The sequence below is a fragment of the Streptomyces sp. NPDC039424 genome (assembly GCF_055639495.1).
In genome coordinates this window covers 341,812-354,560 of sequence record NZ_JBVKAI010000007.1, presented here as the reverse complement: position 1 = coordinate 354,560, position 12,749 = coordinate 341,812, and the positions used below count along the sequence as shown (strand labels likewise).

Below are 12,749 nucleotides of genomic sequence, written 5' to 3'. Positions count from 1 at the left end.
GACAGCATCGACAGGAAGAAGGAGGGGAGCCTCGTGGTCGAGGAAACCCCCTGGCAGCAGGCCCTCCGCTACGCCAACCGCGCCAATCCGTACCCGTTCTACGAGGAACTCCGCAGGACACCGGTGGCGCGGCAGCCGGACGGCACCTACGTCGTCAGTACCTACCAGGAGATCGTCTCGCTGCTGCACGACCCCCGGGTCAGTTCGGATGTCAGGAAGCTGCCCGTCCCGGTCGCGGCCCCGGCCGAGGGCTCGGCGGAGGCCGAGCCGATCACGAATGTGATCTCTTTGGATCCGAACATCATCACCCAGGATCCGCCCGAGCACGATCGAGATCGCCGGATGATGATGCCGCACTTCGTCGGTCCGCCCCATTCCCCTCATCTGATCTCCGACCTGGAACCCGAGATCCGCCGCATCGTGGACGGCCTCCTGGACGACATGCGGGGCAAGACCCGGATCGATGCCGTCGACGAGTTCGCCTACCCCCTGCCGGTGACCGTGATCTGCAAGGTCCTGGGCGTGCCACTGGAAGACGAGCCACGCTTCCACAGCTGGATCGAGACGGCCCTGGACTCTTTGGACTTCGGCCCCGAGGCTGCCTCCGAGGAGATACAGAGCCGACTGGACGGGGGCAGCCAGGCCGTGAGGGACTTCGGGCAGTTCACAGCTGAGCTGCTCGACCGGTACGGCCGCCAGCCCGGCCCGGGCATGCTCTCGGCGATGGTGAACGAGGACGGTCCGGCGGGAGAGATGTCCAAGGGCGTGCTCGTGAGCAATGCCCTGCTCCTGATCTTCGCCGGGCATGAAACCACGGTCAATCTCATCGCCCACAGCGTGCTCACCCTGCTGCGGCATCCCGACGCGCTCGAGGAACTGCGCCGCCGGCCCGAGCTGATCGTGCCCGGGGTCGAGGAGTTGCTGCGCTTCGAGTCGTCGGTCCAGTTCTGGCACACCCGCTCCGCTCTGGAAGACATCGACATCGCGGGCACCACCATCCCGAAGGGCGCGCCGATCTTCCTGGCATACGGCTCGGCGAACCGCGACCCGAAGCGGTTCGCCAACCCCGACGAGCTTGACCTCGAACGCCGGGACAACCAGCACCTCGGCTTCAGCCAGGGCATCCACTTCTGCTTCGGCGCTCCGCTGGCCCGGCTCGAGGTCCAGGTCGCGGTCGGTGAATTCGTTCGCCGGGTGGAAAACCCCCGGCTCGTGGAGGACCCACCGCCGTACCGCCACAACCAGATCTTCCGCGGCCCGCGCCACGTCCTGGTCGACATCGACGGGATCCGCGACTGAATCGGCGTGCTCAAAGGATCGCCATGCGGGCTTTTCAACTGGTCGGATGGCAGCAACAGCCCGAGCTGCGCGAGGTTCCGGTGCCCGAGCCCGGGCCGGGTCAGGTTTTGGTGAAGGTCGGGGGTGCCGGTGCGTGCCACTCGGATCTGCACATCATGGAGGCACCCGGACCACCACCCGGGTTCACCACGGAACTGCCCTTCACGCTCGGCCATGAGAATGCGGGATGGGTGGAGAGGCCGGGGCCGGGTGTCACCGGGTTCGCGCCGGGAGACCCTGTGATGGTCTACGGTCCCTGGGGCTGTGGGGTGTGCGCCGACTGCCGGGAGGGCCGGGAGAACTACTGCCAGAGGGTCAGTGGTCAGGGCGGGGGCCTGGGAGGCGGTCACGACGGCGGAATGGCAGAGTACCTGCTGGTCCCGGCAGCGCGATTCCTGATTCCACTCGGCACCCTCGACCCCCGCCAGGCCGCCCCGCTCAGCGACGCGGGGCTGACCAGCTATCACGCCGTCAAGCGATCGATGCACCTGCTGGGGCCGGGCTCGACCGCGGTGGTGATCGGGGCGGGCGGTCTGGGCCAGATGGCCATCCAGATGGTACGAGCGCTCAGCGCGGCGACCACCGTCGTCGCCGTGGACACCGATGCCGGCAAGCTCGAAACCGCCAAGGGCATGGGTGCGGACGAGGTGCTGCTCTCGGGCGAGGAGGCGGTCACCCGCATCAAGGACATGACGGAGCAGCAGGGCGCTCAGCTCGTACTCGACATGGTCGGCATAGACCCGACTCTGCGTATGGCTGCTCAGGTGGCCAGGGTGCTCGGCCACCTGACCATCGTCGGTCTCGGCGGCGGAGCCCTCCCCGTCAACTTCTCCAGCCCGCCGCACGAGTGCTCGGTCGCCTCGCCCTACTGGGGCTCCCTTCCCGAACTGATGGAAGTGATCACCCTCGCCCAGCAGCAAAAGATCAAGATGCTGGTCGAACACTTCCCCTTGGAACGCGCCAACGAGGCATACCAACTCCTGCACGACGGCAAGATCCAAGGACGCGCCGTCATCACCCCCCCGTGAGTCCTGACATCACGACAGTCGCCCGACGCGGGTCGATGCGACGGGGTGACCTCGCTTTGCCCGACCCGCGTGCCTGGCACTTGGGAGCCGAACGCGTAACGGGGATCCTGGCTCCGATCCGAGACGCGGCGACGGATCGCCCAGGGCGCTCCGTGCCTGAGAGGCGTGCGCGTGACGTGGTCGTGGACGTCTCTTCCCTGATCAATGCCTGGCACGGCTTCAGTGAGCCGTGGCTTCAGGGGGAATCCTGAATGGCTTGCTCGGACCAGATCGTCTTGCCGTTCTGGCCATGGCGGCAGCCCCATCGTCCGCCGAGTTGAGCGACGAGGAACAGGCCGCGCCCTCCCTCGTCGGTTGTGCGGGCACGCCGCAGGCGGGGGTGGGTGCTGCTGGAGTCGGTGACCTCGCAGACCAGGACGTTGTGGCGAATCAGCCGGAGGTCCATCGGCGGACGACCGTAGCGGATGGCGTTGGTCACCAGTTCGCTGACGATGAGTTCGGTGGTGAAGAGGAGGTCGTCCAAGCCCCATGTGGTGAGTTGGCGGGCCACCCACTCTCGGGCCTTGGAGACGGAGACGGGGTCGGGCGGGATCTCCCAGTGAGCGGTGGCCGCCGCCGGGACGGCGCGGGTGCGTGCCAGCAGCAGGGTCGCGTCGTCGCGCGGCGACTGGTCTGCCAGGTCGGCAAGGAGAGTCCGGCCGGTTTCGTCCAGAGCGCGGTCCGGACGGCAGGACAGGGCGAGGGCTTCCGTCAGGCGCCGCAGGCCTTGGCCGAGGTCGCGATCGCCCCGTTCGACCAGGCCGTCGGTGTAGAGAGCGAGGACACTGCCCGGCTCGACGTCGATCACGGTGGTTTCGTACGGCATGCCGCTGAGGGCGAGCGGTGGCCCCGGGGAGATCCCGACCGCTTCGGCGGTCCCGTCGGGACGGACCAGGACGGGTGGCGGGTGCCCGGCACTGGCCATGGCGCAGCGCCTGGTGACCGGGTCGTAGACCGCGTACAGGCAGGTGGCGCCGACGACGTCGTTGTCGGGCGGTGCTTCGGCCGCGAGGCGCTGGATCAGGTCCGCGATCCGCGTGAGCAGCTCGTCCGGTTCGAGTTCCAGGTCCGCGAGCGTCTGGATGGCGGTGCGCAGGCGGCCCATGGTGGCGCTTGCGCACATTCCCTGGCCGCCGACGTCTCCGGCGACAAGGGCCAGCCGGAGAGAGGGCAGGGCGATGGCGTCGTACCAGTCGCCACTGACCGCTCCCCCGCCCGCGGGCAGGTAGGCGCCGGCGGTCTCGGCTCCCGGTGTGTCGGTCGTGGCCGGAGGGAGAAGGCTCTGCTGCAGCGCTACGGCCGCCCTGTGCTCCCGCGTGTAACGGCGGGCGTTGTCGATGGCGAGCGCACCCCGGGAGGCGATCTGCTTCATGAGATCCGCCTCGTCCTCGGTGAACGAGTCGGACCGACCGCGGCGCCAGACCGATATGGCGCCGAGCATGAGCCCGCGGGCATACAACGGTGCCACCATCACCGAATGGGCGTCCCCCGGGACGAGACACTCGACCTGCCGCGGGCCACTGACCATGGCGATGAAGTCGTCAAGGCCGAAGACGACTGGCTCGCCGTGTCGGAAGCTGCGCAGCATGGGGTGGTCGGGAAGGTGCGGGACGGGCTCGCCGCGCTTGATGCCGGCCGGCCACATCGCGGTGGCCGGTGCGAGGGCGGCGTTGCCCATGGCTCCACCGCCCAGCTGCTTCGAGGGTTCCTCCCCGTCGAAGACAGAGTGCGCGAGGTCGACTGCGACGAGATCCCCGAACGCAGGCGTGAGAACGTCGGCAAGGTCCTGCGCGGTGCGCACGACATCCAGGGATCCTCCTACTCGCTCGGCCACCTCGCGTGCGAGATCCAGATGGCGGTGGGCACGCATCTGGTCGGCGTTGTCGATGTACAGGGCCGCGACCCCCGCGGGACGTCCTCGCGCGTCCTCCAGACGGAAGGCGGAAAGCGACAGCGCCTGCCGCCGCGCCGGATCGTGCCGCAAGCTCACCTGGTGGTTTCTGCGGACCACCGGGGCGCCCGTTTCGAGTACCTGGCGCAGTACTGCCTCGATGTTCTCGGCGTCCTCGGCGCACAGCACGTCGCGCAGCCGAGCGCCGGGCTGTACCGGACGGCCGTCGAGAGTGCCCGGCGTGGCGTTCGTCTGCACGGTGGTGAGATCCGTGTCGTGCACAGCGATGGTGATCCCGCTCTGTGCGGACAGCGCACGCAGGAGCGCCGCGCCCCGCTCGTGGTCGGCCACGTGGTGCGTAGGGGCCGCCAGGACGAGGATTTCCGCCGAGCCCCCCACTTCCGTGGTCCGGAAAGTGACATCGATGGTGTCGCCGCGTTGGTGGCGCAGCCGTAGCCGGCCGGACCTCGGCATCTCCGTGGCGCCACGCAGATCGTCCGGGAGGTCGGCCACCAGGTTCTGCACAGGGCGGCCGCAGACTTCCTCGGCGCGGAGGCCCGTCAGGTCCTCAGCCGTCCCGGTCCACCGCACCACCGTGCCTGTGCTGTCGAGCACGGCCGCTGCCAGGCCGTCGAAGGCGTACGACCTGCCACTCGGACCGGCATCGCAGCCGCCCGTCGATGCTTGGGAGGTGCCTGCTGAGAAGGCGTTCTTGACATTCTCTGTATCCATCTATGGCTTCCTTTACGACAGCCTGCGGCTCGGGAGAGCGGCATGCTGTGGCGGCCGTCGGCCGCCCGGTCGGTAGCGCGTCACACCGCGACGGCTTTGGAGGGCAGGTCGTGCTCGGCCCAGACGACCTTGCCGTCCCTCGACGAGCGGGAGCCCCATCTGCGGGACAACTGGGCGACGAGGAAGAGACCGCGGCCGTTCGCGTCGGTGGTGTGGGGATGACGGGGGCGGGGGTGGCTGGTGTTGCTGTCGGAGACTTCGCAACTCAAGACCTGGTGCTGGATGAGCCGCAGGCTGATCGGCCCGCCGCCGTGGCGGACGGCGTTGGTGACCAGTTCGCTGACGATCAGCTCGACGGTGCTCACCAGATGCCCAAGGCCCCATTCGCCGAGCTGACGGGCGGCTGCCTGCCGGGCGATGCGGACGGTGGCCGGTTCGTTCGGCAGTTCCCAGGAGGAGACCTGGGCCGGTTGGAGTCCGCGGGTCCGCGCGAGGAGCAAGGTGACATCGTCGGCCGGGGCCTGGGTCGGCAAGGTCTCGATCACCTGAGAGCACAGGTCTTCCAGGGACGATCCGGTCTCTGCCAAGGCTGCGCCCAGGCGATCCAGACCCACGTCGATGTCGTCGTCGCGGGACTCGACCAGACCGTCGGTGTAGAGCGCGAGCAGAGTTCCCTCGGGCAGTTCCAGTTCCACGGACTCGAAGGGGACCAGACCGAGGCCGAGGCCGAGCGGGGCTCCTGCGGGCATGTCGGGGAAGGTGATACGGCCCTGCGGGTCGATGATCGCGGGCGGGGGATGCCCGGCCCGCGCCATCGTGCACCGCTGGGTGACCGGGTCGTAGACGGCATACAGACAGGTGGCACCCACCGCCGCGGGGACCTTGTCCGGAGCGTCGGCGTCTTCCTCGCTCAGCCGTCTGACCGTGTCGTCGAGGTGCGTCAGCAGTTCATGGGGAGGCAGTTCCATGTCCGCGAGCGTGCGGACGGCGGTGCGCAATCGGCCCATCGTCGCCGCGGCGTTGATGCCGTGTCCGACCACGTCTCCGACGACGAGGGCCACCCGGGCGCCGGACAGCTTGATCACGTCGAACCAGTCGCCTCCCACGCCGTGCTCCATGTCAGCCGGCACATAGCGCGAGGCCACATCGACGGCGGAGCCGCCTCCCACGTGGTGAGGGAGCAGGTCGCGTTGGAGCGTCAGGGCCGCGGTGCGTTGGCGAGCGTACTGGAGAGCGTTGTCCAGACTGAGCGCCGCCCGGGTGACGAGCTCCTCGGCGAGGAGCAGGTCGTCCTCCTGGAACGGGGCCGACTCCTCGGAGCGGCCGAACACCGCCAGTCCCAGTACACAGCGCCGCGCACGGATGGGTACGACCATCAAAGAGTGGACGCCGCTGTCACGGACCTTCTGCGTCCGCACCGGGTCGTGAAGGACCCAGGGGCCCGCCTGGGTGTCCAGCACCGATTCCAGGTAGGACCTGCCCGTGCGCAGGGCGGTGGCGAACAGCGAGGTCGGGAAGGGGCGGATCACCTCTTCGCGCGCCCACGGCAACTCGAGGGCACCAAGGTCGATGGAGGCCAGACCGGCGCGGCGCAGTACGGGTGGGGGGCCGCTCGCCCTGCCGGTCTCCGCCGAGGGATCCACGCCGAACGGAACCGACTCCACCAGGTCGACGAGTACGTGGTCGGCCAGCAGGGGCACAGCGAGGTCGGCCAGTTCCTGCCCGGTCCGCATGACCTCCAGGGTGCTGCCGATGCGTGTGCCGGCTTCGCTGAGGATGGCAAGGCGCTCGCGAGCCCGCCGGTTGCCGGTGACGTCCACGCTCATGGAGCACACTGCCAACGCCGTACCGTCCGCGTCCTGCAGACAGAAGAACGAGGCCGAGAACGCGTGCTCCCGGCGCGGGTCCGCCGGCGACCACGCCCGGTACTCGTGAACCATGGTGGTGCCACTCTCCAGCACCTGCCGCATCACCACTTCGAGCGCTTCGGCCTCGACGGCGGGCAGTGAGTCCTGCAAGCGGCGTCCGAACCGTCGCTCACGAGGAGTGCCGTCGTGACGCTCCATGACGTCGTTGACCCAGGTACAGCGCAACTGCGGGTCGTAGACGGCGATGCCGATCGGTGCGTGGGCCAGGAGTGACTCCCGCACAGCTCCGTTGGCCATCCCCGAGGACAGGGTCCCTATGTCGGTCACGGACACCAGCCACCGGGTGCCGGCGCCCTCCCCCCACAGCAGCGAGGTCCGCAACGTCATTTTGATGCCGTGGCCGTCGCGGTGGCGGACCGTCACGGTGCCGGACCAGCCATCCTGGGCCCGGCACTGCTCGGCGAACGCCGCAGCGCTCAGGGCGTCCTCGGCGGGCGGCAGCACGCGTGCGGCGGACTTGCCCACCACTTCCCTGGCCGAGTACCCGACAAGGCGCTCAGCTGCGTGCGTCCACCCCACCACGGTCCCCTCCGCGTCGAGCATCGCTATCGCCGCATCAGGTGTCTCCCGGGGGTTCACCGGCTCGGCGAGTCGTGTGTGGTCAGTGTTCGTCATCCGGTTCTTCCCATCGGTGCGGCGGCCTGAGACAGCGTCGGCGTGTGCGGCGTGGTCCCATCTGTCGCCGCGGTGGACTTTGGACGACTTTGTCCACTTCTGATGGAATAGTCAGATACGAGCGCTTCATCGTCAAGCCCCGTCTTTCACCTCCTCGACACTTCCATACGTTGTATGGTACCTCTGGCGGGACGCATCCATACGTCGTATGGAAACTCTTGTTCGGGCCACACCAGGCGCCGCACGCCGCCCGCACGGAGCCGATGGCGCAGATCGCCCCATCCGGAAGGAAAACCATGAAACCCATGAAGACACTCACGAGACGCGTTGCCGTCACCGCTTCCACCGTGGCGGTCGCGATCGTCGCCGCCCTCGGTGCCGGGAGTACCGCTTCGGCCGAGACTTCCGCGTCCGCGTGCGTCCAGCGCCCGGCAGTCAGCGTCAACGCCGACGACTACCGCTGGGACCACGGTGTCGGCTACCTGCTCGAGCAGGGCTACTCCTGGGAGGAGATCAGCGGCGCGGCCGGGGCCGAGACAGGGAGACGCCTGTGCCACGAGGGACCGAAAGGCTGAGAAGCCTCCCAACCGCCGCGCCCGTGGGGCTCTTCGCCCCGACCACAGAAGAGAAGGAAAGAGAGTTCATGTCCCAGTACCAGCTTCGTGTCTACACACTGCGCAGCCCTGAGGCGCTCGTCGCCTACGAGAACATCTGGTCCAAGCACATTCCCGGTATGGCCAAACACAGGATCGCCACACACGGCGTCTGGACGGCGCCCGCAGCTCCCGGGAGTGAGGCGTCCCAGCTGTACGCCCTCGTTTCCTACCGGGACGCCGACGACGTTCAGGAGCGGCTGGAGGCGTACCTGTCCAGCCCCGGATTCCGCGCGGACATGGAGGGCTTCGACATCAGCCAGATCGTCGACGTCGCCGAGTCCGTGCTGACGCCCACCGCCGACTCACCCTTGCGATGAGAGGTACCGCCGCTCGAAGTCTTCGGTGACCTTCTCGTTCGAGGCGACTGCGGAATCAACGGCCGGCGCCCGGGCCGTCGCCATTGGCGGCAAGTCGGCTCTCCAGGCCCATGATGATCGTGTCCAGCGTCAGGCGGAAGATGCGGTTCTCGTCATGGCTCGCGTGAGCAGGCCCGTGTTCGCCGGCAGTGAGGGGTTTGAGGCTCGCCCACTGGTGGAGCGCGCCGTTCAGTTCGGCGGTGAGGACGCCCGTGATGACGACCCCCACGAGCGCGGTGATCTGCGGGAGCTCCGGGTGCGGCACCTCCGCGGCGTCCAGGATCGCGGTGAGCGCGACCCAGAACGGGTCTTCGCGCTGAATGAAGTCCGCCTGGTGGCTGAACGAGTAGGCCATGAGCTTGGGATGGCGGTGCGCCAGCGTCCGGAAGTCCGTGGCGAGCAGGCGGATGCGCTCCTGCCAGGGAGCGTCCTCCAGCGTCACGGTGCGGAACTGGGTGCCGACCAGTCTCGCGACGCCGCGCAGCAGGGCGTCCTTGTTCGGCACGTGGTGGTACAGCGACATCGGGTTCGCATCGAGCGCGGTCGCGAGTTTGCGCATGGTGAGCGCCTCGACCCCGTCCGCGTCGATGAGCCGCAGGGCGGCGGCATAGATCCCGGCCTCGGTCAGAGGTACCTCTCTCCTCCTGGTTCCTCGCGGGGGACGCTTCGCCTTTTCCATGCCAGGACGCTATCAGTTTCGTACAACGTACGGAAATGACCTCGGCCACCCCGCCGGCATGACAGTCACTCGCACATCCAGGGTTGCGGTCGACTTTCCATACGACGTATGGTACCAATTCCATACGGCGTATGTTTCCGTGGTGCACCCCGGCATCGCCCGGCGCCCTTGCCCATCCCTCCCTGCACAAAGGAGCAAGCCATGACCACACAGTCCGAGCACGACCTGCGCCCCATCCGGTCTCCGCGCGGGGTCCCGCTCTTCGGCCACACGCCGCAGATCCCCAGCACCAACCCGGTGGAGTACTTCGGCGAGCTGTCCAAGCAGTTCCCCGAGGGGCTCTACGGCATGGAGATCGCCGGCATCGAGCAGGTCTTCGTCTGGGACCCGGACCTGGTGGCCGAGGTCTGTGACGAGACGCGGTTCTTCAAGCAGATCGACAAGACGCCGCTGGCCCATGTCCGGGACTACGCGGGAGCCGCCCTGTTCACGGCCCACCAGCACGAAGAGGAATGGGGTATGGCGCACCGAGTCCTCCTCCCGGCCTTCAGCCAGCGGGCGATGAAGGGCTACTTCGGGCAGATGCTGGAGATCGCCCAGAACCTGGTCGGCAAGTGGGAGCGCAAGGAGGGCCAGCCGGTCAACATCACCGACGACTACACCCGGCTGACCCTGGACACCATCGCCCTGACGGGGTTCGGTTACCGGTTCGACTCCTTCGCCAAGGAGGATCTGCACCCCTTCCTCAACGCGCTGCTGCAGGCGCTGGTTGAGTCGCTGCGGCGCTCGCAGGAGCTGCCGATGATGACCAAGATGCGCAAGGCCGATGACAGGAAGTACCGCGAGAACATCCGGCTGATGCGGGACCTGGTCGAGAACGTGATCAAGGAGCGCCGTGATGGGAAGGGCACCGGTGAGGATGACCTGCTGGGCCTGATGCTGGAGGCCACCGACCCGGAGACCGGTAAGGGGCTGGAGGACGACAACGTCCGTGACCAGGTGCTGACGTTCCTGATCGCCGGTCACGAGACCACCAGCGGTCTGCTGTCGTTCGCCACGTACTCGCTGATGCGCAACCCGCACGTCCTGGCCCAGGCCTATGCCGAGGTGGACCGGCTGCTGCCGGGCGACACGGTCCCGGACTACGACACGATCATGCAGATGGACGTGATCCCGCGGATCCTGGAGGAGACCCTGCGCCTGTGGGCTCCCATCCCGATGATCGGCAAGTCCCCGCTGGAGGACACCGTCATCGGCGGCTGCTACGGCCTGAAGAAGGGAGCGCGGGTCAACATCCTTGAAGGTCCGCTGCACACCCACCCCAAGGCGTGGGAGCGGCCTGAGGAGTTCGACATCAACCGGTGGCTGCCGGAGAACCGGGTCAACCACCACCCGCACGCCTACAAGCCGTTCGGCAACGGTGTACGTGCCTGCATCGGCCGGCAGTTCGCGCTCACCGAGGCCCGCCTGGCCCTCGCGCTGGTGCTGCAGAAGTTCAAGTTCTCCGACACCAGCGACTACAAGATGGACGTGCGGGAGGCGCTGACGCGCAAGCCCGGCGACTTCCAGCTGGTCGTACGGACCCGCCAGGAGCACGAGCGCACCGTCTTCGGCGCCGCGGACCTGCAGACCGACGACACGCGGCACCAGACCGCGGTCAGCGGTGTCGGGGTGAACCTGACCGTCGCCTACGGCTCCAGTCTGGGCTCCTGCGAGGACCTGGCGCGCACCATCGCCGACCGCGGCGAGCGCTCCGGGTTCGGCACCACCTTGGTCGGCCTGGACGAGCTGGGTGACAACCTGCCCACCGAGGGCCTGCTCGTCGTCGTGGCTTCCAGCTACAACGGCAAGGCCCCGGACAACTCGCAGCGTTTCGACGACCTGCTCGCCGCCGGACTCCCGGAGGGCTCCCTGTCCGATGTGCGGTTCGCGCTGCTGGGCGCCGGCAACACCCAGTGGGTGGCCACCTACCAGGCCTTCCCCAAGCGGATCGAGGCAGGCCTGCTGGCCGCCGGCGCCACCCGCGTCATCGAACGCGGCATCGCTGATGCCGCCGGTGACTTCGACGGCATGGCCACCCGCTGGATGGACACCCTGTGGACCACCCTGGCGGAGGAGTACGCCGCCGACACCTCCGAAACCAGCGGGCCGCGCTTCGAGGTCCAGCTGCTCACCGAGGCCGACGTGCGCCCCGCGATCGTCTCCGAGCAGGCCTACCCCCTCACGGTCGTGGCCAACGAGGAACTCGTCGACGACCCGACCGGCCTGTGGGACTTCAGCATCGAACCGCCGCGCCCGGCCGCGAAGTCCATCACCGTCGAACTCCCCGACGGTGTCACCTACGACACCGGCAACCACTTGGCCGTCTTCGCCAAGAACGAGCCGCAGCTGGTCAACCGCGCCCTCGCGCGGCTCGGCGTCGACCGCGACCAGGTCCTGCGCCTGGACCAGCCGGCCGGCGGCCGCACGCACCTCCCGGTGGGCACGCCCGTCACCGCTGGTCTGCTCTTCACGGAGTTCCTGGAACTGCAGGACGTGGCCACCCGCGCCCAGATACAGACGCTGGCCGGGCACACCGAGTGCCCTTGGACCCGGCCGCAGCTGCAGGCCTACACGGCCGACACCGCCGAAGCCGAGGAGCGCTACCAGACCGAGGTCCTGGGCAAGCGCGTCTCCGTGCTCAACCTCCTGGAGCGCTTCCCCGCGGTCGAACTGCCGCTGGCGGTGTTCCTGGAAATGATGGGCCCGATCCGTCCCCGCTTCTACTCCATCTCCTCCTCCCCGCTGGCCAACCCGCGCCACGTGCGCCTGACCGTAGGCCTGCTGGAAGGCCCGGCCCTGTCCGGCGACGGCCGATACCGCGGCACCTGCTCCTCCTACGTCGCGGGCCTCGATGCCGGTGACGTCGTCTACGGCTACGTACGTGTGCCCTCCCCGACCTTCGCCCCCCCGGCCGACCCCGCCACACCGCTCATCCTCATCGGCCCCGGCACCGGCATCGCACCGCTGCGCGGGTTCCTGGAGGAGCGGGCCCACCAGCAGGTGAACGGCACGCAGGTGGGGCTGTCCCAGGTCTTCGTCGGCTGCCGCCACCCGGAGCACGACTACTTCTACCGGCAGGAGATGCAGGACTGGGAGCAGGCCGGGATCGCGCAGGTGCACACCGCCTTCTCGGCGGTGACCGGACACCCGGCCCGGTTCGTCCAGGACGCCATCGCAGGCGCCGCCGACACCGTGTGGCAGGCCATCCAGGACGGCGCGTACCTCTATGTCTGCGGTGACGGCCGCCGCATGGCACCCGCCGTACGGGAGGCACTCGCCGCCATCCACCGCCGGAAGACCGGCAGCGACGACGAGGCCGCCCAGCAGTGGCTCGCCCAGCTCGAAGCCGACGAGCGCTACCAGCAGGACGTCTTCGCCTGACCCTCACACGCCGGGAGGCGCGCGGTCCTGACCCTCCGCACCCCTCCCGGCCACCACTCACCCA

Annotated in this window: 8 protein-coding genes; 5 read left to right on the top strand and 3 right to left on the bottom strand. The window is 68.6% G+C overall.

Annotated elements, in window-relative coordinates; genetic code table 11:
* Nucleotides 1-33: 33 nt before the first annotated feature.
* Nucleotides 34-1,299 carry a cytochrome P450 gene (locus tag ACZ7L0_RS20700; protein ID WP_471243930.1) on the top strand — a complete coding sequence of 422 codons (1,266 nt, stop codon included), beginning with the start codon at nucleotides 34-36 and terminating at the stop codon, nucleotides 1,297-1,299.
* Between the two features lie 23 nt (nucleotides 1,300-1,322).
* A complete protein-coding gene (locus ACZ7L0_RS20695) occupies nucleotides 1,323-2,366 on the top strand; it encodes an NAD(P)-dependent alcohol dehydrogenase (protein WP_471243929.1) in 1,044 nt (347 codons plus the stop codon).
* Nucleotides 2,367-2,601: 235 nt separating this feature from the next.
* Here the strand turns inward: ACZ7L0_RS20695 and ACZ7L0_RS20690 are convergent, their stop codons facing one another.
* Complete coding sequence (locus ACZ7L0_RS20690) at nucleotides 2,602-5,028, bottom strand: ATP-binding SpoIIE family protein phosphatase (protein WP_471243928.1); 2,427 nt, start codon at nucleotides 5,026-5,028, stop codon at nucleotides 2,602-2,604.
* Between the two features lie 80 nt (nucleotides 5,029-5,108).
* Nucleotides 5,109-7,571 carry a SpoIIE family protein phosphatase gene (locus tag ACZ7L0_RS20685; RefSeq protein WP_471243927.1) on the bottom strand — a complete coding sequence of 821 codons (2,463 nt, stop codon included), beginning with the start codon at nucleotides 7,569-7,571 and terminating at the stop codon, nucleotides 5,109-5,111.
* A gap of 305 nt (nucleotides 7,572-7,876) precedes the next feature.
* On the opposite strand from ACZ7L0_RS20685, the gene ACZ7L0_RS20680 reads away from it, so the two are divergent.
* A complete protein-coding gene (locus tag ACZ7L0_RS20680; RefSeq protein WP_471243926.1) occupies nucleotides 7,877-8,146 on the top strand; it encodes a hypothetical protein in 270 nt (89 codons plus the stop codon).
* A 68-nt stretch (nucleotides 8,147-8,214) separates the two neighbouring features.
* Entirely contained in the window at nucleotides 8,215-8,544 is a 330-nt protein-coding gene (locus tag ACZ7L0_RS20675) for an NIPSNAP family protein (RefSeq protein WP_471243925.1), read from the top strand.
* A gap of 55 nt (nucleotides 8,545-8,599) precedes the next feature.
* Here the strand turns inward: ACZ7L0_RS20675 and ACZ7L0_RS20670 are convergent, their stop codons facing one another.
* A complete protein-coding gene (locus tag ACZ7L0_RS20670; RefSeq protein ID WP_471243924.1) occupies nucleotides 8,600-9,262 on the bottom strand; it encodes a TetR/AcrR family transcriptional regulator in 663 nt (220 codons plus the stop codon).
* Nucleotides 9,263-9,463: 201 nt separating this feature from the next.
* Between ACZ7L0_RS20670 and ACZ7L0_RS20665 the strand changes: the two genes are divergently transcribed.
* Nucleotides 9,464-12,685 carry a bifunctional cytochrome P450/NADPH--P450 reductase gene (locus ACZ7L0_RS20665; protein ID WP_471243923.1) on the top strand — a complete coding sequence of 1,074 codons (3,222 nt, stop codon included), beginning with the start codon at nucleotides 9,464-9,466 and terminating at the stop codon, nucleotides 12,683-12,685.
* Nucleotides 12,686-12,749: the final 64 nt, after the last annotated feature.